At 60.3% G+C, this 25,717-nt stretch carries 25 protein-coding genes and 1 other RNA gene; 15 read left to right on the top strand and 11 right to left on the bottom strand.

Going from position 1 to position 25,717, the window contains the following annotated elements; all coding sequences use genetic code 11:
* Position 1: 1 nt before the first annotated feature.
* On the bottom strand, positions 2 to 979 hold the full coding sequence (locus U6037_RS27930) for an NADPH:quinone oxidoreductase family protein (protein WP_322845203.1): 978 nt from the start codon (positions 977 to 979) through the stop codon (positions 2 to 4).
* 150 nt (positions 980 to 1,129) lie between these two features.
* Between U6037_RS27930 and U6037_RS27925 the strand changes: the two genes are divergently transcribed.
* A complete protein-coding gene (locus tag U6037_RS27925; RefSeq protein WP_034151993.1) occupies positions 1,130 to 1,537 on the top strand; it encodes a flagellar basal body-associated protein FliL in 408 nt (135 codons plus the stop codon).
* 140 nt (positions 1,538 to 1,677) lie between these two features.
* On the opposite strand, the gene U6037_RS27920 is transcribed toward U6037_RS27925, so the two are convergent.
* Entirely contained in the window at positions 1,678 to 2,130 is a 453-nt protein-coding gene (locus tag U6037_RS27920) for an EVE domain-containing protein (protein WP_322845202.1), read from the bottom strand.
* A gap of 198 nt (positions 2,131 to 2,328) precedes the next feature.
* On the opposite strand from U6037_RS27920, the gene U6037_RS27915 reads away from it, so the two are divergent.
* The gene (locus U6037_RS27915; protein WP_095186895.1) at positions 2,329 to 2,484 is read left to right on the top strand and encodes a hypothetical protein; all 156 of its coding nucleotides are present in this window, start codon (positions 2,329 to 2,331) and stop codon (positions 2,482 to 2,484) included.
* Positions 2,485 to 2,520: 36 nt separating this feature from the next.
* Here the strand turns inward: U6037_RS27915 and U6037_RS27910 are convergent, their stop codons facing one another.
* From U6037_RS27910 to U6037_RS27895, 4 genes are all read right to left on the bottom strand, one after another.
* Complete coding sequence (locus U6037_RS27910) at positions 2,521 to 3,126, bottom strand: 5-formyltetrahydrofolate cyclo-ligase (protein ID WP_322845201.1); 606 nt, start codon at positions 3,124 to 3,126, stop codon at positions 2,521 to 2,523.
* Positions 3,127 to 3,207: 81 nt separating this feature from the next.
* Positions 3,208 to 3,386, bottom strand: a non-coding RNA gene (ssrS, locus tag U6037_RS27905) — 6S RNA.
* A gap of 30 nt (positions 3,387 to 3,416) precedes the next feature.
* Complete coding sequence (locus U6037_RS27900) at positions 3,417 to 3,734, bottom strand: cell division protein ZapA (protein WP_034151990.1); 318 nt, start codon at positions 3,732 to 3,734, stop codon at positions 3,417 to 3,419.
* Positions 3,731 to 3,940 carry a TIGR02449 family protein gene (locus U6037_RS27895; RefSeq protein ID WP_007911197.1) on the bottom strand — a complete coding sequence of 70 codons (210 nt, stop codon included), beginning with the start codon at positions 3,938 to 3,940 and terminating at the stop codon, positions 3,731 to 3,733. The genes U6037_RS27900 and U6037_RS27895 overlap by 4 nt, the downstream gene beginning before the upstream one ends.
* A gap of 125 nt (positions 3,941 to 4,065) precedes the next feature.
* Here U6037_RS27895 and U6037_RS27890 point away from each other — a divergent pair, with 125 nt between their 5' ends.
* The 10 genes from U6037_RS27890 (at position 4,066) to gcvP (ending at position 16,696) form a co-directional block, all read left to right on the top strand.
* A complete protein-coding gene (locus U6037_RS27890) occupies positions 4,066 to 4,626 on the top strand; it encodes a YecA family protein (RefSeq protein ID WP_322845200.1) in 561 nt (186 codons plus the stop codon).
* A gap of 27 nt (positions 4,627 to 4,653) precedes the next feature.
* Positions 4,654 to 5,988 carry a Xaa-Pro aminopeptidase gene (gene pepP / locus U6037_RS27885; RefSeq protein WP_053124882.1) on the top strand — a complete coding sequence of 445 codons (1,335 nt, stop codon included), beginning with the start codon at positions 4,654 to 4,656 and terminating at the stop codon, positions 5,986 to 5,988.
* The gene (ubiH, locus tag U6037_RS27880; RefSeq protein WP_322845199.1) at positions 5,985 to 7,172 is read left to right on the top strand and encodes a 2-octaprenyl-6-methoxyphenyl hydroxylase; all 1,188 of its coding nucleotides are present in this window, start codon (positions 5,985 to 5,987) and stop codon (positions 7,170 to 7,172) included. Before pepP ends, ubiH begins: the two co-directional genes overlap by 4 nt.
* The gene (locus U6037_RS27875; protein WP_322845198.1) at positions 7,165 to 7,650 is read left to right on the top strand and encodes a DUF4442 domain-containing protein; all 486 of its coding nucleotides are present in this window, start codon (positions 7,165 to 7,167) and stop codon (positions 7,648 to 7,650) included. Before ubiH ends, U6037_RS27875 begins: the two co-directional genes overlap by 8 nt.
* A gap of 9 nt (positions 7,651 to 7,659) precedes the next feature.
* Positions 7,660 to 8,877 carry a 2-octaprenyl-3-methyl-6-methoxy-1,4-benzoquinol hydroxylase gene (locus U6037_RS27870; protein WP_322847370.1) on the top strand — a complete coding sequence of 406 codons (1,218 nt, stop codon included), beginning with the start codon at positions 7,660 to 7,662 and terminating at the stop codon, positions 8,875 to 8,877.
* Between the two features lie 259 nt (positions 8,878 to 9,136).
* Complete coding sequence (locus U6037_RS27865) at positions 9,137 to 10,141, top strand: extracellular solute-binding protein (RefSeq protein ID WP_322845197.1); 1,005 nt, start codon at positions 9,137 to 9,139, stop codon at positions 10,139 to 10,141.
* Positions 10,142 to 10,284: 143 nt separating this feature from the next.
* Positions 10,285 to 11,901: an iron ABC transporter permease gene (locus U6037_RS27860; RefSeq protein WP_322845196.1), complete on the top strand. Its 1,617-nt coding sequence runs from the start codon at positions 10,285 to 10,287 to the stop codon at positions 11,899 to 11,901.
* Between the two features lie 155 nt (positions 11,902 to 12,056).
* Entirely contained in the window at positions 12,057 to 13,139 is a 1,083-nt protein-coding gene (gcvT, locus tag U6037_RS27855) for a glycine cleavage system aminomethyltransferase GcvT (protein WP_322845195.1), read from the top strand.
* A 49-nt stretch (positions 13,140 to 13,188) separates the two neighbouring features.
* Positions 13,189 to 13,572, top strand: a complete 384-nt coding sequence (gene gcvH / locus U6037_RS27850) for a glycine cleavage system protein GcvH (RefSeq protein ID WP_322845194.1) — start codon at positions 13,189 to 13,191, stop codon at positions 13,570 to 13,572.
* Positions 13,573 to 13,822: 250 nt separating this feature from the next.
* The gene (gene gcvP, locus U6037_RS27845) at positions 13,823 to 16,696 is read left to right on the top strand and encodes an aminomethyl-transferring glycine dehydrogenase (protein WP_322845193.1); all 2,874 of its coding nucleotides are present in this window, start codon (positions 13,823 to 13,825) and stop codon (positions 16,694 to 16,696) included.
* A gap of 189 nt (positions 16,697 to 16,885) precedes the next feature.
* Here the strand turns inward: gcvP and U6037_RS27840 are convergent, their stop codons facing one another.
* From U6037_RS27840 to U6037_RS27830, 3 genes are all read right to left on the bottom strand, one after another.
* Complete coding sequence (locus U6037_RS27840) at positions 16,886 to 17,206, bottom strand: DUF2388 domain-containing protein (protein ID WP_174245147.1); 321 nt, start codon at positions 17,204 to 17,206, stop codon at positions 16,886 to 16,888.
* A gap of 66 nt (positions 17,207 to 17,272) precedes the next feature.
* A complete protein-coding gene (locus U6037_RS27835; RefSeq protein WP_322845192.1) occupies positions 17,273 to 19,057 on the bottom strand; it encodes a GspE/PulE family protein in 1,785 nt (594 codons plus the stop codon).
* A 92-nt stretch (positions 19,058 to 19,149) separates the two neighbouring features.
* The gene (locus U6037_RS27830) at positions 19,150 to 19,488 is read right to left on the bottom strand and encodes a hypothetical protein (RefSeq protein WP_322845191.1); all 339 of its coding nucleotides are present in this window, start codon (positions 19,486 to 19,488) and stop codon (positions 19,150 to 19,152) included.
* A gap of 126 nt (positions 19,489 to 19,614) precedes the next feature.
* On the opposite strand from U6037_RS27830, the gene U6037_RS27825 reads away from it, so the two are divergent.
* Complete coding sequence (locus U6037_RS27825; RefSeq protein WP_016983809.1) at positions 19,615 to 20,079, top strand: Lrp/AsnC family transcriptional regulator; 465 nt, start codon at positions 19,615 to 19,617, stop codon at positions 20,077 to 20,079.
* An 89-nt stretch (positions 20,080 to 20,168) separates the two neighbouring features.
* Here U6037_RS27825 and U6037_RS27820 read toward each other — a convergent pair whose 3' ends face one another.
* Positions 20,169 to 21,539, bottom strand: coding sequence for an inorganic triphosphatase (locus U6037_RS27820; RefSeq protein ID WP_322845190.1), 1,371 nt, complete (start codon positions 21,537 to 21,539; stop codon positions 20,169 to 20,171).
* Positions 21,540 to 21,694: 155 nt separating this feature from the next.
* On the opposite strand from U6037_RS27820, the gene argE reads away from it, so the two are divergent.
* Both argE and argA read left to right on the top strand, forming a co-directional pair.
* Positions 21,695 to 22,840 carry an acetylornithine deacetylase gene (argE, locus tag U6037_RS27815; protein WP_160059822.1) on the top strand — a complete coding sequence of 382 codons (1,146 nt, stop codon included), beginning with the start codon at positions 21,695 to 21,697 and terminating at the stop codon, positions 22,838 to 22,840.
* Between the two features lie 243 nt (positions 22,841 to 23,083).
* Positions 23,084 to 24,385, top strand: a complete 1,302-nt coding sequence (argA, locus tag U6037_RS27810; RefSeq protein ID WP_169843002.1) for an amino-acid N-acetyltransferase — start codon at positions 23,084 to 23,086, stop codon at positions 24,383 to 24,385.
* Positions 24,386 to 24,516: 131 nt separating this feature from the next.
* On the opposite strand, the gene tauA is transcribed toward argA, so the two are convergent.
* Positions 24,517 to 25,503: a taurine ABC transporter substrate-binding protein gene (gene tauA / locus U6037_RS27805; RefSeq protein WP_416221694.1), complete on the bottom strand. Its 987-nt coding sequence runs from the start codon at positions 25,501 to 25,503 to the stop codon at positions 24,517 to 24,519.
* Positions 25,504 to 25,717 lie beyond the last annotated feature (214 nt).

Below are 25,717 nucleotides of genomic sequence, written 5' to 3'. Positions count from 1 at the left end.
CTCAGCGAACCTGCACCACAACCTTGCCGACAGCCTTGCGCTGGCCAAGATCATTGATCGCCTGCGCCGCATTGCTCAGCGGATACACCTGCGATACCAGCGGTTTCAACTTGCCCTCGGCAAACCAGCCAAACAACTGCTGGAAGTTCGCTGCGTTGTCCTGCGGTTGCCGCTGGGCGAAGGAGCCCCAGAACACGCCGAGTACCGCCGCGCCTTTGAGCAGGGCGAGATTGACTGGCAACTCCGGAATGCGCCCGCTGGCGAAGCCGACCACCAGCAGGCGGCCGTTCCACGCGATGGCGCGGATGGCTTGATCGAACAGATCGCCGCCGACCGGATCGTAAATTACGTCGGCGCCCTGGCCATCGGTGAGGCGTTTGATTTCGTCCTTGAGGCTGGTTTCGCTGTAGTTGATCAGCTCATCGGCGCCGGCAGCTTTGGCCACCGCGAGTTTCTCGGCACTGCTGGCGGCAGCAATCACCCGGGCGCCCATGGCTTTGCCGATCTCCACGGCGGCCAGGCCGACACCACCGGATGCGCCAAGCACCAACAGGGTTTCGCCCGGTTGCAGGTTGGCGCGTTGCTTGAGGGCGTGCATTGAGGTGCCGTAGGTCATGCTGAAGGCGGCGGCGGTGTTGAAATCCATCGACGGCGGGATCGGCAGCACGTTGTAGCCCGGCACCGCGACTTGTTCGGCGAAGCTGCCCCAGCCGGTCAGGGCCATGACCCGGTCACCGACCTTGAGATGGCTGACCTTTTCCCCGACTTCGCGAACCACTCCGGCCGCTTCGCCGCCTGGCGAAAACGGGAAGGGCGGTTTGAATTGATACTTGCCCTCGATGATCAGCGTGTCCGGAAAATTGACCCCGGCGGCGTGCACGTCCAGGAGGATTTCGTTCTTCTTCGCGACAGGACTGGCGACGTCTTCCAGCACCAGCGATTCGGCAGGGCCGAAGGCTTTGCACAGCACGGCTTTCATCAGGGCTATTCCTTTGGGAGTGATGGCCGATAAGTGTAGGTGTGTCAGTCAACGGGTCAACGAGCATGCCCGGCCCTGATAGTCAGCCATAAGCTTGTGCTTGCGCGGCGGGTCGTTATGCTAGGCCGCAAACCGGATAAGGAGCGAATTGTGAAAGCGTGGATCATGTTGTTGCTGGCCCTGTCTCTGCCTGTGGCAGCGCTGGCCGAAGAAGCCAAAGAAGGCGAGGCGCCGAAGGTTAGCTACATCACCCTGAGTCCGCCGTTCGTGGGTAACTATGGCCTGGATGGCACGCCGAAGCTCAAAGTCTACAAGGCCGACGTGGCGCTGCGTGTGACCGGCGAGGAGTCGGCCAAACTGGTCAAGGCCAACGAACCATTGATCCGCAATCAACTGGTGGCGCTGTTCACGCAGCAGACCACCGAGGCGATGGGCAGCATCGAAGGTAAAGAGAAGCTGCGTCAGGAAGCATTGAAGCAGACTCAGCAAGTGATGAATGACGAGACCGGCAAGCCGGTGGTTGAAGATCTGTTGTTCAACAACCTGATCATTCAGTAAGCCATTCGTTGTCCGGGCTGGCGCCATCGCTGGCAAGCCAGCTCCCACAGTACTTGCGGTGAAACACAATAATGTGATCGCCGCACAACCCTGTGGGAGCTGGCTTGCCAGCGATTGCATTTTGGCAGGCGCCAAATGAATCAGGGTTTTAGCGCAATCACCGCCGCCCACTGCTCTGTCGTCACCGGCATCACCGACAACCTTGATCCCTTCTGCACCAACGGCATCTCGGCCAACTCGGTCTGCTGCTTCAGATAATCCAGCTTCAGCACCCGGGCAAACGTCTCGACGTATTCGACATCGATCGCACTCCAGGCATTTTTCTCCTGGGTAGCCTTGGGATCGAAGTAATGACTCTCCGGCTCCAGTGCGGTGGGATCCGGGTACGCCGCTTCGATAATCTTGCCAATCCCGGCAATTCCCGGCTCCGGGCAGCTGGAATGGTAGAAAAAGAACTCATCGCCCACCGCCATCGCCCGCAGGAAATTGCGCGCCTGATAGTTGCGCACCCCGTCCCAGCGCGCTTTGCCGAGTTTTTCCAGACCTTTGATCGAGAGTTCGTCGGGCTCGGACTTCATCAGCCAATAGGCCATGGTTTTTTGCTCCTGAAACGGTCATTGGGCAGGTTGTCGGGCAATTTTATGACAAACCGACAGTCGGTTGACGTCAGCGTTTGCGCGCAGGTTCACGTTGTCGCAAAATGCCGGCCTTTAAAGCTTGACGCTGCTGCACGGCCTACGAACGGAAACCGCTGCTGTCATCGTGATGATGTGCCTTGAGGGGGGCAATCGATGAAACGCAAACCGGATCTACTATGGACTTTGGTAATTTTGTTTGGCCTGGGCGTCGTGACCACCGGTTACGCACAGAGTCTGTGGTCCAACAAGACCGATGCGCCGATTGAAGTCGCGCAGCAAGTACAACAGTCGACAGCCTTCAAACGCTGAAGCTGCTTCTTCGACGCCGCTGTTCTGCGCGGCGTCCTATCCCGCGAAATACCACGCCTTGTCGCTGACCGTGCCTTGTAACGGTACATCCCAGCTTGCCTGCGCCAATCGCTCGACCCTCTGACATTCATGGGCCAGCCCCAACAGCGTCGGCTTGCGCCAGCTTTTACGGCGGGCCAGATACGCCAGGCTACGATCGTAAAAACCACCGCCCATGCCCAGTCGCCCACCGACATCGTCAAACCCCACCAGTGGCAACAACACCAGGTCCAGCGCCCAGACCTTGCGTTGCTGTGCCAGATTGGCCCGTGGCTCGAGAATGCGGAAGCGATTGGGCTTGAGTTTCTCACCGGGGCGGATGCGCTGAAACACCATCTTGGTGCGTGGCCAGGCGCTGAGCACCGGCAAATAAGTGGCCTTGCCTCGACGCTGTGCTTCACGCAGCAGCAGGCGCGGATCGATTTCACCGTCGGTGGGCAAATACAAAGAGATATGTTTCGCCCGGCGAAAGTGCGGGTCTTGTGCCAGTTGCCGGTACAGGCCTTTGGCGGCCTGGCGTTGTTCGCTTTTGCTCAGCGAGCGGCGCGCCTTGCGCAGCAGGCGGCGGAGTTGCGGGCGGGGCAGCAGCGCGGGTTCGGTCATGGTTCGGCTTCGGCAGGATGGATGCAAAAACGTACGCATAAAAAATCCGATGGCGGTTTTCACCGACATCGGATTCGAATCAGGCTCCCCGGATGAACCGCTGTCAACTTAGCCCTTGAACCCGAAAGTTCAAGGTGGAAGATGCAGTAGACTTTAAGGCTTTCCGTCTAGCGGACATGCACACCAGCCCAACGTGCAACTTCCAGGGTAGTGCGAATCGGCTCAGGGACATCGTCAACTGGCAAGCACCCCAGGGAGTGCCGCGAGTATACCGCAAGCGGCCAGTCGAATCAGCCCTTGGTGGTGTTCTGATCGTCGGCGAGCACCAGATCGACACGATCGAGCAAGTCACGTACCTGTTCACGGGTCGAACCGCTGGCCTGGATGTCCGGACGCTCTTCTTTGTGCAAGAGGTCGTGGGTGATGTTCAGCGCGGCCATCACGGCAATGCGGTCGGCGCCGATGACTTTGCCGCTGCTGCGGATTTCGCGCATCTTGCCATCGAGGTAGCGGGCGGCACTGACCAGATTGCTGCGTTCTTCCTGCGGGCAGATGATCGAATATTCTTTGTCGAGGATCTGCACGGTAACGCTATTGCTTGAACTCATGAGTCTTGCTCCAGGGCCTTGAGGCGCGAAATCATCGATTCGACCTTACGCCGGGCGATTTCGTTTTTTTCAATGAGGTGAGCGCGTTCCTCGCGCCAGGTCTTTTCCTGAGCTAGTAAGAGTGCATTTTGACTCTTTAGTTGCTCGACTCGGCCAATCAGCAGTTCGAGTCTGGCCATCAGCGCTTGCAGGTCGGTGTCTTCCATTGTGTCCACGTGTTCGTCTGATGGGTGGTAGCTGGCGGACAGCCTTTAATAGTCTTGGCGAGTCTGTCGATGTAGGATACAAGGCCTTCATTCTAGACATAGCGCCGTCTGGCGCCTAGCTGCCCATGACCATTGCGAATTCCCCGTACCAAGCCTTTGCCACCCTGCTGACTTCCAGCGGCCATAACGTCTCGCCTGCCGAACTGCACGGCGTGCTGCTCGGGCGCAGTTGCGCCGGCGCCGGCTTCGATAACGAAGGCTGGCTGATCGACGCCGCCGAACTGCTCGAAGGCGACATCCAGGACAACGTCCGCAACGCCTTGATCGGCCTGCAAGAGATGGTCAAAGGCGAGCTGACCGGCGACGACGTCACCGTCGTTCTGCTGCTGCCAACCGACGACGCGCCGCTGGCCGACCGCGCCGCTGCACTGGGCGAGTGGTGCCAGGGCTTCCTCAGCGGTTTCGGCCTGAACTGCCGCGACAGCAGCATGCTCAGCACTGAAGCCACCGAAGTGCTGCAGGATCTGGCCGCCATTTCCCAGGTGCAAGATGCGCTGGAAGAATCCGAAGACGGCGAGACTGACTACATGGAAGTCATGGAGTACCTGCGCGTCGCGCCGCTGCTGCTGTTCTCGGAAACCAAGAAAACCGACGTGCCGACAGCCGCCAAGCCGTCGCTGCATTAATCGCGTGCCAGGGAAAGCCATCTGCCCATGACCCATATCCCGAAAGCGGAATACAGCCGTCGCCGCAAGGCCCTGATGGCGCAGATGGAACCTAACAGCATCGCAATTCTGCCGGCCGCCGCGGTGGCGATTCGCAACCGCGACGTCGAGCACGTCTACCGCCAAGACAGCGACTTTCAGTACCTCAGCGGGTTTCCCGAGCCGCAAGCCGTCATCGTCTTGATGCCCGGCCGCGAGCATGGCGAGTACGTGCTGTTCTGTCGTGAACGCAACGCCGAGCGCGAATTGTGGGACGGCCTGCGTGCAGGCCAGGAAGGCGCGATCCGCGACTTCGGCGCTGACGACGCCTTCCCGATTACCGACATCGACGACATCCTCCCGGGCCTGATCGAGGGCCGCGACCGAGTGTATTCGGCGATGGGCAGCAACCCCGAATTCGACCGCCACCTGATGGACTGGATCAACGTCATCCGCTCCAAGGCGCACCTCGGCGCCCAGCCGCCGAACGAATTCGTTGCCCTGGATCATCTGCTGCACGACATGCGCCTGTATAAATCAGCGGCAGAAGTGAAGGTGATGCGCGAAGCCGCACGGATCTCGGCGCAAGCCCACATCCGCGCGATGCAGGCCAGTCGGGCCGGGCTCCACGAGTACAGCCTCGAAGCCGAACTCGACTACGAATTCCGCAAGGGCGGGGCGAAGATGCCGGCTTACGGGTCGATCGTCGCCGCCGGGCGCAACAGCTGCATCCTGCATTACCAGCAGAATGACGCGCTGCTCAAGGACGGCGATCTGGTGTTGATCGACGCCGGTTGCGAGATCGATTGCTACGCCAGCGACATCACTCGCACCTGGCCGGTCAACGGCAAGTTTTCGCCCGAGCAGAAAGCGATCTACGAATTGGTATTGGCCTCGCAGGAAGCCGCGTTCGCCGAAATCGCCCCGAACAAACACTGGAATCAGGCGCACGAAGCCACAGTTAGGGTGATCACCACAGGCTTGGTGAAGCTCGGTTTGCTGCAAGGCGAGGTCGACGAATTGATCGCCAGCGAAGCCTATAAAGCCTTTTACATGCACCGCGCCGGCCACTGGCTGGGCATGGATGTGCACGACGTCGGCGAGTACAAGGTCGGCGGCGAATGGCGCGTGCTGGAAGTCGGCATGGCGCTGACCGTGGAGCCGGGCATCTACATCGCCCCGGACAATCAAAACGTCGCGAAGAAATGGCGCGGCATTGGCGTGCGCATCGAGGACGACGTGGTCGTGACCAAAACAGGCTGTGAAATCCTCACCACCGGCGTACCGAAAACCGTCGCTGACATCGAAGCGCTGATGGCGCAAGCAAGGACACACGCGGCATGAGTCGAGTCAATCTGGCAATCATTGGTGGCGGTCTGGTCGGCGCCAGTCTGGCGTTGGCCTTGCAGGCCGGAGCCAAGGCGCGTGGCTGGAAGATCGTCCTGATCGAACCGTTCGCCCCCGGCGACAGTTGGCAGCCGAGCTACGACGCACGTTCGTCGGCGCTGTCCTTCGGCTCGCGACAGATTTATCAACGGCTGGGCGTGTGGCAGGAAATCTCCCGTCGCGCCGAGCCGATCAAACAGATTCACGTCTCTGACCGTGGCCGCTTCTCCACCGCGCGTTTGTCAGCGATGGAAGAGGGCGTACCGGCACTTGGTTATGTGGTGGAAAACGCCTGGCTTGGTCATTGCCTGTGGCAGCACGTCGATAAAGACGTGATCAGCTGGCGCTGCCCGGCGGAAGTCACGCGCATGGAACCGTTGCCCGACGGCTATCGGCTGACCCTCAACGATGAAACCACCCTTGAATGCGATCTCGCGGTACTTGCCGATGGCGGGCGCTCCGGGCTGCGCGAACAACTGGGCATCAACGTGCGCAAGCGTCCGTACAACCAGAGCGCGCTGATCGCCAATATCACCCCGAGCGAAGCGCACAACGGCATGGCCTTCGAGCGCTTCACCGACGAAGGGCCGATGGCGCTGCTGCCATTGCCGGAAAACCGCTGCGCCTTGGTCTGGACCCGTTTAGGTATGGACGCGCAACGTCTGGCCGATTTGAGCGAGCGTGATTTCCTCAGCGAATTGCAGGGCGTGTTCGGTTACCGCCTCGGCACACTGAAACAGGTCGGCGCGCGACATTTGTATCCGCTGACGCTGGTCGAGGCCGAAGAACAGGTGCGCTCGCATCTGGCCGTGCTCGGCAACGCGGCGCACAGCCTGCATCCGATTGCCGGGCAGGGTTTCAACCTGTCGCTGCGCGATGCCGATGCCCTGTCTGCTGCATTGCTGGCCAGCGATAAACCGCTGGGCGATTTCGCCACGTTGCAGGCCTATCGCGAGCGTCAGCGTCTCGATCAGGACCTCACCGTCGGTTTCTCCGATCAGGTCACGCGTCTGTTCGGCAGCACGCAGCCGCTGGTGTCGCTGGGCCGTAATATCGGCTTGCTCGGTCTCGATCTGTTGCCGCCGGCCAAGCGCTGGTTTGCCCGTCAGGCCATGGGTTTGGGAACGCGTCCGGATGCTTAAGTGGTTGACTAAAAAATTCGGCAAGGCGCGGTTGATGCGCTGGGTAATGACCTTCTACCCGCCCTACCTCGGCGCCGGTGTGCGCGTTCGGCACATCAGCGATGACTTCCGCGACGTGCAAGTGTCGATGGGCCTCGGCTGGTACAACCGCAATTACGTCGGCACGCAGTTTGGCGGCAGTTTGTATTCGATGGTTGACCCGTTCTTCATGCTGATGCTTATGGAAAACCTCGGTTCGAAGTACATCGTCTGGGACAAGGCCGCGGACATCGCTTTCATCGCGCCGGGCAAAGGCCCGGTGTTCGCCCGGTTCAGCATCGACGAGACCTTGCTCGCCGAGATCCGCCGGCAGACCGCCAGTGGCGAGAAATACCTGCCGCAGTTGCAGGTCGACATTCATGACGGCGCCGGCAACCTTGTCGCGCGGGTCGGTAAAACCCTTTACGTGCGGCTCAAGCCGCAAGCGAGACAGGCTTAAAGCATGGAAATGCGCGCAGATCTGCTGATTGTCGGAGCCGGAATGGTCGGCAGCGCCCTGGCGTTGGCGTTGCAGGACAGCGGGCTGGAAGTCCTGCTGCTCGACGGCAGCCCACTGAGTGTCAAACCCTTCGACGCCGAAGCCGCGTTTGAACCGCGCGTGAGTGCCTTGTCGGCAGCCAGCCAGCGAATCCTTGAACGCCTCGGCGTGTGGGACGGCATCGCCGCACGGCGCAGCAGCCCCTACACCGACATGCATGTCTGGGACGGCAGCGGCACCGGGCAGATTCATTTCTCGGCGAGCAGTGTGCACGCCGAGGTGCTGGGTCATATCGTCGAAAACCGCGTGGTGCAGGACGCCTTGCTTGACCGTTTGCACGATTGCGATCTGGGCATGCTCGCCAATGCGCGGCTGGAGCAGATGCGTCGTTCGGGCGATGACTGGCTGCTGACGCTGGCTGATGGTCGTCAGTTGCGTGCGCCGCTGGTGATTGCCGCTGACGGTGCGAACTCGGCAGTGCGGCGCCTGACCGGCGTGGCAACGCGCGAGTGGGATTATCTGCACCACGCGATCGTCACCAGTGTGCGCAGCAGCAAGCCGCACCAGATGACCGCGTGGCAGCGTTTTACCGATCACGGGCCGTTGGCATTTCTGCCGTTGGAGCGTGATGGTCAGCAGGATTGGTGCTCGATTGTCTGGTCGACCACCCCGAGTGAGGCCGAACGCTTGATGGCGCTGGACGAAGCGGATTTCTGCCGTGAGCTGGAACGTGCCTTTGAAGGGCGTCTCGGCGAGGTCATCAGTGCCGATCCGCGACTGTGCGTGCCACTGCGTCAGCGTCACGCCAAACATTATGTGGCAGAAGGCCTGGCGTTGATCGGCGATGCGGCGCACACCATTCACCCGTTGGCGGGGCAGGGTGTGAACCTCGGTTTTCTCGATGCGGCGGTGCTGGCGGAAGTGCTGTTGCAAGCAGCCGAACGCGGTGAGCGCTTGGCGGATGTGAAGGTGCTGAGCCGTTACGAGCGTCGGCGCATGCCGCATAACCTTGCGCTGATGGCGGCGATGGAAGGGTTTGAGCGGTTGTTTCAGGCCAATCCGTTGCCGGTGCGTTGGTTGCGTAATGCCGGGTTGAAGCTGGTGGAGCAGATGCCGGAGGCGAAGGCGTTATTTGTGCGGGAGGCCCTCGGGTTGACGGGGGATCTTCCGGCGCTCGCCAAACCCTGAAATCTTTGTTGGGGCTGATGGCCTCATCGCGAGCAGGCTCACTCCTACATTTGAAATGCGTTCCCCTGTAGGAGCTGCCGCAGGCTGCGATCTTTTGATCTTAAGAACAACATCAAAAGATCGCAGCCTTCGGCAGCTCCTACAGGGATGGCGGTCAATCATGCAACATCTGGTAACTCCTTCAAAAAGAGTTCGATTGAGGTGGTAAATGTGAGTCCTTATCATTTGGCCCACATTTTCCGACCGAGAGACCACTCCCATGTTGGCACCCAAGCGTCTTCTGACCGCACTGGCCTTGACCCTGATCGGCAGCACAACCGCCCAGGCCGCTGATGAGGTGGTGGTTTACTCGTCGCGCATCGATGAACTGATCAAACCGGTCTTCGATGCCTACACTGCCAAGACCGGGGTGAAGATCAAGTTCATCACCGACAAGGAAGCGCCGCTGATGCAGCGCATCAAAGCCGAAGGTGAAAACGCTACCGCCGACTTGCTGCTTACCGTTGATGCCGGCAACCTCTGGCAAGCCGAGCAGATGGGCATTCTGCAACCGTTCACCTCTAAAACCATCGACGCCAATATTCCTCTGCAATATCGCTCGTCTACTCACGCCTGGACTGGCCTGAGCCTGCGCGCGCGGACCATCGCCTATTCGACTCAACGAGTGAAGCCGGGTGAACTGACGACTTACGAAGCGCTGGCCGACAAGAACTGGGAAGGGCGCTTGTGCCTGCGCACGGCGAAGAAGGTCTACAACCAGTCGCTGACCGCGACCATGATCGAAGTCCACGGCGCGGCGAAGACCGAGGAAATCCTCAAGGGCTGGGTGAATAACCTCTCGACCGACGTGTTCTCCGATGACGTTGCAGTGCTGGAGGCGATCAACGCCGGGCAGTGCGACGTCGGCATCGTCAACACTTATTACTACGGTCGCCTGCACAAGCAGAAGCCGGAGCTGCCGGTAAAACTGTTCTGGCCGAATCAGGCGGATCGCGGTGTGCACGTGAACCTGTCGGGCATCGGTCTGACCAAGCATGCGCCGCACCCGGAAGCGGCCAAGGCTTTGGTCGAGTGGATGACCACGCCCGAAGCGCAGAAGATTTTTGCTGACGTGAACCAGGAATTCCCGGCCAACCAGGCGGTGGCGCCTTCCGAAGAAGTGGCGGCGTGGGGCAAGTTCATTGCTGATACCTTGCCGGTGGAAGTGGCGGGCAAGCGTCAGGCCGAAGCGATCCGGATGATGGATCGGGCGGGTTGGAACTGAGTCTGCTGCTGTAAAGATTAAAAGATCGCAGCCTTCGGCAGCTCCTACAGGGTGATCACATTTCCCAATGTAGGAGCTGCCGGAGGCTGCGATCTTTTCGCTTTCTTCCTTACACTCCACGATTTCCCCGCGAGACCTTTGAAGTGGCCCACCCCGCTCAACGCCGCTGGTACCCCATCGTCTTCACCATCGCCGCGTTGGTGCTGTTGCCGCTGAGCGTTCTGTTGCTCTCCTGGCAGACCATCGACCAACAAATCTGGTCACACCTGTGGCAAACCCAGATGCCGCGTCTGCTCGGCAACACCCTGACGCTGGTCGTTGGCGTCGGTGTCGGTGTGACGCTGCTCGGCGTCAGCCTCGCTTGGCTCACCAGCCTCTGCGAGTTCCCCGGCCGGCGCTGGCTCGACTGGGCGCTGATGCTGCCGTTCGCCATCCCCGCGTACGTGCTGGCCTTCGTTTTCGTAGGTCTGCTCGACTTCGCTGGTCCCGTACAGACCCTGCTGCGCGAATGGTTCGGCAGCGGCCTGCGGCTGCCGCGCGTGCGCTCCACCGGCGGGGTGATCATCGTGCTGGTGCTGGTCTTCTATCCCTACGTTTACCTGCTGGCGCGCACCGCGTTTCTCGCGCAGGGCAAAGGCCTGATGGAAGCCGCGCGAGTACTCGGCCAGTCGCCGTGGCAAGCCTTCTGGCGGGTGGCGTTGCCAATGGCGCGTCCTGCGATTGGCGCCGGCGTAGCGCTGGCGCTGATGGAAACCCTGGCAGATTTCGGTGCGGTCTCGGTGTTCAACTTCGACACCTTCACCACGGCCATCTACAAGACCTGGTACGGCTTTTTCAGCCTGCCGAGTGCGGCGCAACTGGCGAGTCTGTTGCTGCTGGTGGTGATGCTGGTGCTGTATGGCGAGCGTCGTGCGCGTGGCGCCAATCGGGCGAGCAACGAGCGGCCACGAGTCAAAGCCCTGTATCACTTGCGCGGGTTCAAGGCGCTCGCGGCAATGAGCTGGTGCGGAATGGTGTTTGCCTGCGCTTTCGTGATTCCGGTGTTGCAACTGGTTGTCTGGTTCTGGCAGCGCGGGCGTTTCGATCTCGATGAACGCTACGCCGGGCTGATCCTGCACACCCTTTATCTGGGCGGCATGGCGGCGTTGATTACCGTCTGCGTTGCTTTGCTGCTGGCGTTTGCCCGGCGCCTGGCACCCACGCAGGCGATCAACTCCGGCGTTGGTCTGGCCAATCTTGGCTACGCGCTGCCGGGCTCGGTGCTGGCGGTGTCGATCATGCTGGCGTTCAGTTATCTGGATCGCGAGCTGGTGATTCCGCTTTCGGGCTGGCTCGGTGGTGCGGGCAAACCGTTGCTGCTCGGCAGTCTGGCGGCGTTGCTGATGGCGTATCTGGTGCGTTTTATCGCGGTGGCTTACGGGCCGCTGGAAAGCAGTCTGGCGCGTATACGGCCATCTTTGCCCGAAGCAGCACGTAGCCTGGGAGTCAGTGGGCCGCGACTGTTTTTCAAAGTGTATCTGCCTCTTTTGCTGCCCGGCACGCTGAGCGCTGCGTTGCTGGTGTTCGTCGATGTGCTCAAGGAAATGCCCGCGACCCTGCTGATGCGCCCGTTTGGCTGGGACACGCTGGCCGTGCGCATCTTTGAAATGACCAGCGAAGGTGAATGGGCACGGGCGTCATTGCCGGCGCTGACCCTGGTTCTGGTCGGGTTGTTGCCGGTCATTGGCTTGATCCGGCGCTCGGCGCACCGAAACACTTAGTAGTGAGTCCTGAATCATGCGGCTACAATGCGCGGCATTCGGTGCGGTTCGTCTGACAGACCGGTTCGCTGGGATCGGCTGAGAGCCTTCTATTTCAAGGCTTTCACCCGTATAGCGGCTGTCCGCACCTTCGCCACGCCCGGAAGGAGAAACCCATGGGACAGCGTACGCCTCTGTATGACCTGCATCTCGCCCTCGGCGCGAAGATGGTCGATTTTGGCGGTTGGGACATGCCACTGCATTACGGCTCGCAGGTCGAGGAACACCACGAGGTGCGCCGCGATTGCGGGGTATTCGATGTATCCCACATGACCGTGATCGATGTCACCGGCACCCAGGCCAAAGCCTGGCTGCAGCATTTGCTGGCCAATGATGTCGACCGCCTGCACCGCCCTGGCCGGGCGTTGTACAGCACCATGCTCAACGAGCGTGGCGGCATCGTCGACGACATGATCGTCTATCGTCTTGATGACTGTTATCGCCTGGTGTTCAACGCCTCCACTCGCGATCAGGATCTGGCCTGGATGAACGCGCAGCTCGGCAAGTACGACGTGCAACTGCACGAGCGCTCCGAGTTGGCGATGCTCGCCATTCAAGGTCCGCAGGCCCGGCACAAGATTGCCGAACTGGTCACCCAGTCCCGCGCCACGCTGATCCAGCACCTCAAACCCTTCGAAGGCTATACCGACGGCGACTGGTTCATCGCCCGTACCGGTTACACCGGTGAAGATGGTCTGGAAATCTGTCTGCCGGCCAATCAGGCGCCGGGTTTCTTCAACGATCTGGTCGGTGCCGGTATTTCCCCGATCGGCCTCGGTGCCCGCGACACCCTGCGGGTGGAAGCCGGGATGAACCTCTACGGTCAGGACATTCATCAGGACGTTTCGCCGCTGGCCTCGAATATGGCCTGGAGCATCGCCTGGGAACCGGCCACGCGCCAGTTCATCGGCCGCGCTGCGCTGGAAGCAGAAAAAGCCGCCGGCGTTGCGCACAAACTGGTCGGCCTGGTGCTGGAAGAACGCGGCGTTTTGCGCGCTCATCAAGTGGTTCGTATCGCCGATGTTGGCGAAGGGGAGATCACCAGTGGTAGTTTCTCTCCTACGCTAAGCAAATCGATTGCCCTGGCGCGTGTTCCGATGGCAACCGCCGACCGCGCCGAAGTGGAAATCCGTGGCAAGTGGTATCCGGTACGGGTGGTCAAACCGACCTTCGTGCGCCATGGCAAAACTTTGATCTAACCTTTTTCCGGCGGGCATGACCGCTGACAATTTCTCGAGGACACCGAAGATGAGCGATATCCCTGCCGACCTGCGTTTTGCCGAAAGTCATGAATGGGCCCGTCTGGAAGCCGATGGCACCGTCACCGTGGGCATCAGCGATCACGCGCAGGAAGCGCTGGGCGATGTGGTGTTCGTCGAGTTGACTGAAGTGGGTAACAAATTCGCCGCTGAAGATCAGGCGGGTGTGGTTGAGTCGGTGAAAGCCGCTTCCGACATCTATTCGCCGATCAGCGGTGAAGTCATCGCCGTCAACGAAGAACTGAGCGGTTCGCCGGAACTGCTGAACTCCGACCCGTACGGCGCGTGGATCTTCAAGATCAAGCCAAGCGACAAGGCTGAGCTGGACAAGCTGCTGGACGCTGCCGCTTACAAGGCTGCCATCGGCGAGTAAGCGTGAAGCAACACCCCAAAGCCCCGACCTGTCGGGGCTTTTTTATGCACGATGCAATCCCCTGTAAGAGTGAGCCTGCTCGCGATAGCGGTGGGTCAGTCAGCCTTAAGGTGTCTGAAGGAACGCTATCGCGAGCAGGCTCACTCCTACAGGGGTATGCGGTGCACTGAAAATGGGTTGCCACATCGGCTGCTATGCTGGTTTGACCGTGTTGCATTGACGCCGAGCGCCAGCCAAGAGAGAGCCCGTCATGTCCCAGTTGCCGTCCCTGAGCCAGTTACGCGATCCCGACGCTTTTCTGCGCCGCCACCTCGGCCCCGATGCCGTCGAACAGCAGACGATGCTCGACAGACTCGGCCTCGGTAGTCGAATCGAACTGATCGAGCAAACGGTGCCGCCAGGCATTCGCTTCAATCGCGCGCTCGACCTGCCACCCGCGCTGGATGAACAAGCCGCACTGGCCAAACTGCGTGGATACGCCGAGCAGAACCAGGTCTGGACCAGCCTGATCGGCATGGGCTACCACGGCACCCTGACGCCGACCGTCATCCTGCGCAACGTCCTGGAAAATCCCGGTTGGTACACCGCGTACACGCCGTACCAACCGGAGATCGCGCAGGGCCGACTCGAAGCGCTGCTGAATTTCCAGCAACTGACCATCGACCTCACCGGCCTCGAACTGGCCAACGCTTCGCTGCTTGATGAAGCGACGGCGGCTGCCGAAGCCATGGCGCTGGCCAAGCGTGTCGCGAAGTCGAAGAGCAATCTGTTTTTTGTCGATGAGAACTGTCATCCGCAAACCATTTCCGTGGTGCAGACCCGCGCCGAAGGTTTTGGCTTCGAATTGATCATCGACGCTGTGGATAACTTGAAGCAGCACCAGGTATTCGGCGCGCTGCTGCAGTATCCCGACACTCATGGCGAGATCCGTGATCTGCGGCCGTTGATCGATCACTTGCATGCGCAGCAGGCGCTGGCCTGTGTCGCTACCGATTTGTTGAGTTTGCTGTTGCTGACGCCACCGGGTGAACTGGGTGCCGATGTGGTGTTCGGCTCGTCCCAGCGCTTCGGCGTGCCGATGGGTTACGGCGGCCCGCATGCCGCATTTTTTGCCAGTCGCGAGGAATACAAACGGGCGATTCCCGGGCGGATCATCGGTGTGTCGAAAGATGCCCGGGGCAACGTCGCGCTGCGCATGGCACTGCAAACCCGCGAGCAACATATTCGCCGCGAGAAGGCTAACTCGAACATCTGCACGGCGCAGGTGCTGCTGGCCAATATCGCCAGTTTCTACGCGGTGTATCACGGGCCGGAAGGCTTGAAACGTATTGCCCAGCGCGTGCATCGGCTGACCTGCATTCTGGCGGCAGGGCTTGAGCGCAAAGGCATCACTCGGGTCAATGCGCAGTTCTTTGACACGCTGACGCTGGACGTTGGCGGTGCGCAAACCGCGATTATCGAAAGCGCTCAGGCTGCGCAGATCAACCTGCGAATTCTTGGCCGCGGCCGTGTGGGGCTGAGTCTTGATGAAACAACCAATGAAAGCACGGTGGCCAAGCTGTTCGATGTATTACTGGGTGCCGATCATGGGTTGAACGTCGACGAACTTGACGCTGAAGCCCTGAGCTCGGGCATCCCCGACAATCTTCAGCGCAAAACGCCGTACCTGCGCCATCCGGTGTTCAACGCCCACCACAGCGAAACCGAGATGCTGCGCTACCTCAAACAACTGGAGAACAAGGATCTGGCGCTCAACCAGTCAATGATCCCGCTGGGCTCCTGCACCATGAAACTCAACGCCACCAGCGAGATGATCCCGATCACCTGGCCGCAATTCGCCAACCTGCACCCGTTTGTGCCCAGAGAGCAGGCGGTCGGTTACACGCTGATGATCGAAGAGCTGGAGCGCTGGCTGTGCGCAATCACCGGGTTCGATGCGATCTGCATGCAGCCCAACTCCGGCGCGCAGGGCGAATACGCAGGGCTGCTGGCGATTCGCAAATACCATGAGAGCCGGCAGCAGGGCGGACGTGATGTGTGCCTGATTCCGTCCTCGGCCCACGGCACCAACCCGGCCTCGGCGCAGATGGTCGGGTTACGGGTGGTGATCGTTGAGTGCGACGAGGCCGGCAACGTTGATCTCGATGACTTGAAAGCCAAGGCTGCCGAGGCCGGGGCGAAATTGTCCTGCCTGATGGCGACCTACCCGTCGACCCACGGCGTGTACGAGGAGGGTATCAGCGAAATCTGCGAAGTTATCCACACGCACGGCGGCCAGGTTTACATGGATGGTGCCAATCTTAATGCGCAGGTCGGACTGGCCCGGCCGGCGGACATCGGCGCTGATGTCTCGCACATGAACCTGCACAAGACCTTTTGCATTCCCCATGGCGGCGGCGGGCCGGGCATGGGGCCGATCGGGATTCGCGCGCACCTGGCGCCGTTCGTCGCCAATCATCCGGTGGTGCCGATTGACGGGCCGCTGCCGCAGAATGGAGCAGTCAGTGCGGCGCCATGGGGCAGTGCGAGCATTTTGCCGATCAGCTGGATGTACATCGCCATGATGGGGCCGCAACTGGCGGATGCCAGTGAGGTGGCGATTCTGGCGGCGAATTACCTGGCGCAGCATTTGTCTGGCGCATTTCCCGTGTTGTACACCGGGCGTAACGGGCGGGTGGCCCATGAATGCATTCTCGATTTACGGCCATTGAAGGCGCAGACCGGGATCAGTGAAGAGGACGTTGCCAAGCGTCTGATGGATTACGGTTTCCATGCGCCGACCATGTCCTTCCCGGTGCCGGGCACGTTGATGGTCGAGCCGACCGAAAGCGAGTCGAAAGCGGAGCTGGACCGGTTTATCGGCGCCATGCTGAGTATTCGCGCGGAAATCACTGAAGTGCAGAACGGCAACTGGCCGGCCGAGGACAACCCGCTGAAACGAGCGCCGCATACTTTGGCGGATATCACCGGGGTTTGGGAGCGGCCGTACAGCATCGAGCAAGGAGTTACCCCGGATGCGCACACCAAGGCGCACAAATATTGGCCGGCGGTGAATCGGGTCGACAATGTCTACGGCGATCGCAACCTGTTCTGCGCCTGTGTCCCGGTGGATGATTACCGCTGAACTCTCTGGTGGCACACTGTCCCCTGTAGGAGTGAGCCTGCTCGCGATAGCGGTGAATCAGTCACCGGAGAATTTGCTGATACACCGCTATCGCGAGCAGGCTCACTCCTACAAGGGATTGTGGTGATCCTGAAATCCGGGCAAAAAAATGCCGCTCGATTGAGCGGCATTTTTGCTTCGGCGAACGGCTTACTCGGAAGCCACGGCATTCTTCGCCAGAATCGCATTCGCCAGTTCCATGTCCGACGCCTGCAGGCCCGGATTGTCGGCGCGGACCTTCTGCATCGCCGCTTCCAGATACGGCCCACGAATGCCGCCGTCACTGGCAACGAAACTGCCGGCATCGTCCTGTGCGGCGATGATCAGCTTGTGATCCTTGAAGGTCAGATAGGTCGAGCCGGTGGTCGCACCGGACGAGATGACGTTACGCCAAAAGCTGTCCGCCATGGCCGAACCAACGGGAAGGGACAGCAAGGCCAGAGTGGCGACAGCAAGTTTGAGACGCATGATGAGATGACTCCTGGGGGTTAACTACGGCGTTGGATCGCCATTTCCCCGATCCGGTTCCGTGGCGGCTTATTTCTGCTCGCTCTGCGGCGTCACCCGTAGCACTTCCTCAACCGTCGTCAGTCCCGCCGCGACTTTCTGCGCGCCGGACAAACGCAAGCTGCGCATGCCTTCCTTGAACGCCTGGCGGCGGATGGCCGTGAGGTCGGTGTCCGGGGTGATGAACGCCTTGAGGCTGTCGCTCAGTTGCATGATCTCGTAGACCCCGGCGCGGCCGCGATAGCCGGTGTCGCGGCATTCCACGCAACCGATGGCGCGTTGCGCGTTGCTCGGCAACGGCGCTTGCCACGGGCGGGTCAGGGTTTGCCAGTCTTCTTCTTCGAGCGTCAGCGGCGCCTTGCAATGCGGGCACAAGGTGCGCACCAAACGCTGGGCCATGACCCCGAGCACGGTGGCTTTGATCAGGTAGTGCGGCACGCCGAGTTCGAGCAAACGGCTGATCGCGCTGGGGGCGTCGTTGGTGTGCAGTGTCGACAACACCAAGTGCCCGGTGAGCGCCGCCTGAATGGCCATTTCAGCGGTTTCCAGATCACGGATCTCGCCGATCATGATGATGTCCGGGTCCTGCCGCATCAGTGCGCGCACCCCGGCGGCGAAGCTCAGGTCGATGTTGTGCTGCACCTGCATTTGGTTGAATGCGGGTTCGACCATTTCGATCGGGTCTTCGATGGTGCAGAGGTTGACCTCCGGCGTCGCCAGTTTTTTCAACGTGGTGTAGAGCGTGGTGGTCTTGCCCGAACCAGTCGGCCCGGTGACCAGAATGATGCCATTGGGCTGGCGGGTCATGTCCTGCCAGCGGCGCAGGTCATCGGCACTGAAACCCAACTGGTCGAAATCCTTGAGCAGCACCTCCGGGTCGAAAATCCGCATGACCATTTTTTCGCCGAACGCTGTGGGCAGGGTCGAAAGCCGCAACTCGACTTCGCCGCCATCCGGGGTCTTGGTCTTCACCCGGCCGTCCTGAGGTTTGCGCTTTTCGGCGACGTTCATGCGGCCGAGGCTTTTCAGGCGACTGACAATCGCCATGGTCACCTGCGGCGGAAATTGGTAGACGTTGTGCAGCACGCCGTCGATGCGAAAACGCACGGTGCCTTGCTCGCGGCGCGGTTCGATGTGGATATCACTGGCGCGCTGCTGGAAGGCGTACTGGAACAGCCAGTCGACGATGTTGACGATGTGCGCGTCGTTGGCGTCCGGCTCCTGATCGCTGGCGCCGAGGTTGAGCAGTTGTTCGAAGTTGCCGAGATTGCCGCTCTGGGCGTCGGCATTGCTGGCGCCGCTGACCGATTTGGCCAAGCGGAAGAACTCGACGCTGAAGCGCTGGATGTCCGCCGGGTTGGCCACCACCCGTTTGATCGGCAGCTTCAACACGTGAGTCAGGTCGGCTTCCCAGCCGGTGACGTAAGGTTGAGCGCTGGCCACGGTCACCGCATCGCGGTCGACCGCCACCGCAAGAATCTTGTGCCGTTGTGCGAAGGCGTAGGACATCAGTGGGGTGATGGCGGCGACGTTGATCTTCAGCGGATCGATGCGCAAATACGGCTGGCCGGCCTGCTGTGCCAGCCACAGGGTCAGACTTTCCAGATCAAGATGCTTGCCCGGACGGCTGAGGTCGTCCAGTTGCTGACTGGCGATAAATTCCAGTGGGTGCATCTGGCCATGGGCTGCATGACGGCGACGGGCATTCAGTGCCTGCTCCGCCGAGTCCTGGCAAATAAAGCCTTGGGCGACCAGTTCACGCAACACCTCGTTGAGTTCCAGCCAGCGGTCCTGAGTGGCAAGTTGAACGGACATGCGGGCTTCCTTTTGAGCGACAGTGCGCAAAAGGATAGTCGCGGCCCGGTAGGCCGTTGGGCCACTACCCGACGAAGCCGTTGCCGGATTTGTCAGCCAGCCGCTTGCTCTGGCGCATCCCAAGCGCTGTCGGCGGTTTGCAGATTGACCGAGCAGACGCTGATCAGGTTACGAAGTTTTTCTGCGATCACTTGCGCGCGATGCCAGCTGAAACCGCCCATGACGATGTCGATCGACATCAAGTCGTCCATCCGCTGCACGTTGACCTGCTCGGGCGTGAGGAATTGCAGGGCGAACAGGTTGAGCACGCGCACCAGCAAATCCGGCTCGGCCTCAGCGAGGATCTGATACTGCGCCAGGCAGTGGGCGTTACTGACGTTCCAGACGTCGGCGCGGGTTGGTGCGCTGTTTACGGCTTCGAGGTGCGGCATGGCGGGTCTCCAAAATCACTGGAGGAAGTTTTACATTCGGTGGCGGGTATTTCTTGGCTATGATCGGCGTTAATGACGGCTGATCGAAAAGATCAATTCGTATAATCCGGTTATTGAGGTTTTTCTATGCACAGCGAGCTGGACAGCTACGACCGCAAGATTCTCGCCCTGCTGCAAGAGGACGCTTCACTGTCGAGCGCGCAGATCGCCGAACAGGTCGGCCTGTCGCAATCGCCGTGCTGGCGGCGGATTCAGCGGATGAAGGAGGAGGGGATCATTCGTGGCCAGGTGACCTTGCTCGATCGCAAGAAGATCGGCCTGAACACGCAAATCTTTGCCGAGATCAAACTCAACGCGCATGGGCGTTCGAATTTCACGGAATTCACCGAAGCGATTCGCGGCTTTCCGGAGGTGCTGGAGTGTTATGTGCTGATGGGCGCGGTGGATTTTCTGTTGCGCATTGTCGCGGCGGACATCGAGGCGTATGAGCGGTTCTTCTTCGAGAAGCTGTCGCTGGTGCCGGGGATTCAGGAAGTGAATTCGATCGTGGCGTTGTCGGAGATCAAGTCCACCACCAGCCTCCCGGTTTGAGGTAAGGCGGCTGGCCTCTTCGCGAGCAGGCTCGCTCCCACATTGGAATGCAATCCCCTGTGGGAGCGAGCCTGCTCGCGAAAGCGGTGTTACATGCGCAGGAGCATTTTCCACGCGCGATTCTGGTAAACCGCAATCGCCTGCTGCTTGCGTGCGTCGAGCAGTTCGTCAGTGATCGTCGGCTCGTTGGCCAGTTGCGCCAGCTTGTTCAGTTCGCCGTACAGACGATCCATTTCCGGGATCTCCAGCACGTTACGAGCATGGTGCAGCCAGACCTGAATGCGTTCGATACGCGGCAGTTGCTCAGCCAGATCTTCCGGCTGCTGCTGATAACGCTGCAATTGCAGGGCCGTGGCTTCTTCGCCCAAGGTCCGCGGCAACCAGCTGTGCAGCTGCGCGCCACCCTGACGATTACCACGTACGTTGCGATCGGCGGTCCAGGTGCGGGCCAGCAACCAACGCGAAGTGTTCAGCGAGAACGAGCCCCAGCGTGGATCTTCCAGCTCTTCGAGGAACTGCTCCGGCGCAGCTTTGCGCACGTCTTCGTCTTCGATACCGGCCTGCACCAGCGGGCGCCAGTCTTCCAGCAACGCATCCAGGGCAATGCGCAAGTCGTGGGTCGACTGACGTGGTGCGGCCTGGCCGAGACTGCTCAGCAGGGCGCGCATTTCGGCGAGGTTCTCGACCCAGTCGAGCAACAGGCGCCAGTGGCCATTGAAACGATATTGTTCAGCCAGACGCTGGCTGCTGCCGAGCAAGTGCCAGCTCAGCGCAGCGAAGGCGTCGTCGAGTTGGGTTTCCGGGGTCAGCTCCGGCGCCGGCAGGCTCAGCGAGTAGCTGTTGGCGTCGTACAGACGATAACCGCGCTCGGCCTTGCTGATATCGCACGGCATCAGCGCCAGGGTTTCGGCCAGTTCAGCGGCCAGTTCCAGCAGCGCGGCAGGCTCGCCTTCGCGCAGTTCCAGTTCCAGCTCGCAGATTTCTTCTTTCTGCTTGCCAACTACCACGTGACCGAGATCCAGCGCGGCTTCGATGACCACTTTGCTCTTGCCACGGCCCCAGGCAATTTCGGCGCGCTCGCGGACGAAATCGGTGGTGAAGATCGGCTTGAGGGTTTTCTTGTCCAGTTCGGCCAGCGACTCGGGCCAGCATTCGCCGTCGAGTTTCTTCACGTCGAGCTTGGCTTTCGGCAATTTCCAGTCGTATTCATTGCGCTCGGACAGACCGGCGACGCTCTGGCCACGGGTCTTGAGGGTCTGAATCACTTCGTCACCGTCCTTGCGCAGGCGCAGGGCAACTTTGGCCTGGGCCAGGTCGCGCTCGGGGGTGTCGAAGTACTGGTTCATCAACTCACGGCGTTCCCAGCCACTTTTGTTGCGTTTCTTCAATAACGGGTGCTCGCGCAGGGCGGCGAGGGTTTCGCGGCTGACGCGGAGTTTGATTTCGGTTTCTTTCTGCATGGCCGGAAAATCCAGGATCGGGAGCGCAGCCGGGGAATATGTGGCTGCCAAGGCCGTGCAGTGTACAGGACTGATTCGTCCTACGCCCTGCGGCGGTTTATTCCTGACGCCGGATGGTTCTATGATGGACTTCAAATCGGGAGTTGGAGTCAGCGATGCCTTTGCCGTCCATGCAAGACCAGTTCGCTGCGCTGATTGCCGCGCCGTCGGTCAGCTGTACCCAACCGAACCTTGATCAGTCCAACCGCGCGGTAATCGATTTGCTCGCCGGCTGGCTGGGTGATCTGGGTTTCAGCTGCGATATCCAGCAAGTCAGCCCCGGCAAATTCAACCTGCTCGCCAGTTTCGGCAGCGGCCCCGGCGGGCTGGTGCTGGCCGGGCACAGCGACACGGTGCCGTACGACGATGCGTTGTGGCAGACCGATCCGCTGAAGCTCACCGAAGTCGATGGCCGCTGGGTCGGCCTCGGCAGTTGCGACATGAAGGGCTTTTTCGCCCTGATCATCGAAGCCGTGCTGCCTCTGCTCGATCAGCCTTTCAAGCAACCGCTGCTGATCCTCGCTACCTGCGATGAAGAAAGCTCGATGTCTGGCGCCCGCGCACTGGCCGAGGCCGGGCGTCCGCTGGGTCGTGCGGCGGTAATCGGCGAGCCGACCGGGCTCAAGCCGATCCGCATGCACAAAGGCATCATGATGGAGCGCATCGACATTCTCGGGCAGAGCGGCCATTCGTCGGATCCGCGTCTGGGCCACAGTGCTCTTGAAGCCATGCACGATGCGATTGGCGAACTGCGTGGCTTGCGCCTGTTGTGGCAGCGTGAATTCAATAATCCGCAGTTCAGCGTGCCGCAGCCAACGATGAACTTTGGCTGCATTCATGGCGGCGACAATCCCAACCGTATCTGCGGCCAGTGTTCGCTGGAGTTTGATCTTCGGCCGTTGCCGGGCATGGACCCGAAAGTCCTGCGTGCGGAGATTCTGCGCAAGCTCAACCCGGTGGCCGAGCGACATCAGGTGAAGATCGATTACAAACCGTTGTTCCCGGAAGTGCCACCGTTTGAGCAGTCGGAAGATGCCGAACTGGTGCGCATCGCCGAAAAGCTCACCGGTCACAGCGCCGAAGCAGTAGCGTTCGGCACCGAAGCGCCTTATCTTCAGCGCCTTGGCTGCGAAACCATCGTGCTCGGCCCCGGCGACATTGCGTGCGCGCATCAGCCCGGCGAGTACCTTGAAATGTCACGTTTGCAGCCTACCGTGCATCTATTACGGCAACTGATTGAACATTACTGCCTGAAGAATTGAACGGCTCCCTTGTAGGAGCTGCCGAAGGCTGCGATCTTTTGATTTTGTTTTGAAGATCAAGATCAAAAGATCGCAGCCTTCGGCAGCTCCTACAGCGGCAGCCGTTAAATTAGTGGGAATCCAACCCGTATTCATGAGGAGAGCGCGCGTGTCGCCAAGCCTGTTCCGACGATAACCATCAGCCCGCTGTGCGTTTTCCGTTTCGCCCTTTTTCCGGCTGCTATTTATTACAGGCCCAGGTACATGCCCGAATACGTCAATTGGCTTCGCCACGCATCCCCTTACATCAATGCCCATCGCGACTGCACCTTCGTCGTCATGCTGCCCGGCGACGGTGTTGAGCATCCGAATTTTGGCAACATCGTCCACGACCTCGTCTTGTTGCACAGCCTTGGCGTGCGCTTGGTATTGGTGCACGGTTCGCGCCCGCAAATTGAAACCCGCCTCGCCGCCCGTGGCCTGACCCCGCATTACCACCACGGCATGCGCATCACCGATGCGGCAACCCTGGAATGCGTGATCGATGCCGTCGGCCAGTTGCGTATTGCGATCGAAGCGCGGCTGTCGATGGACATGGCTTCCTCGCCGATGCAGGGCTCACGCCTGCGCGTGGCCAGCGGCAACCTCGTTACCGCGCGGCCGATCGGTGTGCTTGAAGGCGTCGACTATCACCACACCGGCGAAGTGCGCCGGGTCGACCGCAAGGGCATCAATCGCTTGCTCGACGAGCGTTCGATCGTGCTGCTGTCGCCGCTGGGCTACTCGCCGACCGGTGAAATCTTCAACCTCGCCTGCGAAGACGTCGCCACCCGCGCCGCCATCGACCTGGGCGCAGACAAGCTGCTGCTGTTCGGCGCTGACCTCGGCCTGATCGACGAAAACGGCAAACTGGTGCGCGAACTGCGTCCACAGCAAGTGCCGGCGCATTTGCAGCGTCTGGGCAGCAGTAACTACCAGGCTGAACTGCTCGATGCCGCCGCCGAAGCCTGCCGTGGCGGCGTGGCGCGCAGCCATATCGTCAGTTACGCCGAGGATGGCGCGCTGCTGACCGAGCTGTTCACCCGTGACGGTGGCGGTACGCTGGTCGCGCAGGAGCAATTCGAACTGGTGCGTGAGGCGGCAATTGAAGATGTCGGCGGCTTGCTGGATTTGATCAGCCCGCTGGAAGAGCAGGGGATTCTGGTGCGTCGTTCGCGCGAAGTGCTGGAGCGCGAGATCGAGCAGTTCAGCGTGGTTGAGCGTGAAGGGATGATCATCGCCTGCGCGGCGCTGTATCAGATTGCCGATTCCGATGCCGGTGAGCTGGCGTGCCTGGCGGTGAATCCTGAGTATCGCCATGGCGGTCGCGGTGATGAACTGCTGGAGCGCATCGAGACTCGTGCGCGGGCACAGGGTTTGAAAACCTTATTCGTCCTCACCACACGCACCGCACACTGGTTCCGCGAGCGCGGGTTCGAACCGAGCAGCGTCGAACGCCTGCCGGCGGCGCGGGCTTCGCTGTACAACTTTCAACGTAATTCGAAGATCTTCGAAAAGACCCTTTAAGAAAAAGCCCCGGTGCGGGGGCTGAATGGGACCTGTGTAGGAGCTGCCGAAGGCTGCGATCTTTTGATCTTGTTTTTGAGACCAAAATCAAAAGATCGCAGCCTTCGGCAGCTCCTACATTGGGTTATGCGTTACTGCACAAACTTCGCGCTGACGTACGGTGAGTAGTCCGGCAGCACCGTTTCAACCTTGCCCTGTTCCTTCAAAAATTTCGCCGTCTCGCCAATCGCCTTCGCTGTGCCGCCGTCGAGCAGCGCCGTGGTTTGCTGCGCCTTGGCATCCGGGAACGCTGAACCTGCGAGCAATTCCGGTACATCGGCGGCATTGGCACCGGTCAGTTTGGCGATTTTCTGTACCGGCACCGAGTCAGCCGTCCAGCTGTCTTTATGTGCGGCGTAATCGGCGAATGAGTCGAGCGTGACCTTGGCGAACTTCGCGACAACCTCAGGATGCTTCTCGGCAAAATCCTTGCGCGCGACCCAAACCTCGAAGGTTGGCGCGCCCCACTGACCAACCTGCGCAGCATCGGTCAGGGTCTTGCCGGTCTTGCGGATTTCCCCCAGCGCCGGCGACCAGACAAACGCGCCATCGATATCGCCACGCTTCCACGCCGCTGCGATCTCCGCCGGTTGCAGGTTCACCACTTTGACTTTCGAGCTATCCAGCCCCCAGTGCTTGAGTGCGCCGAGCAGGCTGTAGTGAGAGGTGGACACAAAAGGAGTGGCGATGGTTTTGCCGACCAGATCCTGCGGAGTATTGATTCCGCTGCCATTACGCACCACCAGTGCTTCGGCGGCATTGATCTGCGCTGAAACGATGAACGCCACGATCGGCAGATTGCGCGAAGCGGCGGCCGCCAACGGGCTGGAACCGAGGTTGCCGATCTGCACGTCGCCCGAAGCAATGGCTGTCACAACTTCCGGGCCGCTGTTGAAACGGCGCCAGTCGATTTTCTCGCCGATGGTTTTCTCGTAGACGCCGTCAGCCTGGGGGACTTTGCTCGGGTCGATACCGGTTTGATAACCCACGGTGAGGTTGGCGGCATGGGCCGAAAAAGAAATCAGTGCTGACACACAAACTGTAACAAATTGACTAGATAGTGCGCGTTTGGCCATCATGGCGTCGCCTTTTCGATAGGGTTTGACGATTTGGGGTTACGCCAAAGCTAATCGATATAAAAAAAGGCTAACAAATACCATTTAGGAATGAGCTTAGTCGCCGATACGCTGTTTCCCGGCGGAGGTGGCAAGATACTGGCCATATTCCGAAATGATATGAAAAAGAATGAATAAATTCTTTTTGGGTTTATCAGGAAATCTTTACTCTGCACGG

The organism is Pseudomonas sp. B33.4 (assembly GCF_034555375.1).
Taxonomy (GTDB): Bacteria; Pseudomonadota; Gammaproteobacteria; order Pseudomonadales; family Pseudomonadaceae; genus Aquipseudomonas.
The sequence above is the reverse complement of the archived record's forward strand: the minus strand, read 5'-3'. Positions and strand labels throughout refer to the sequence as shown.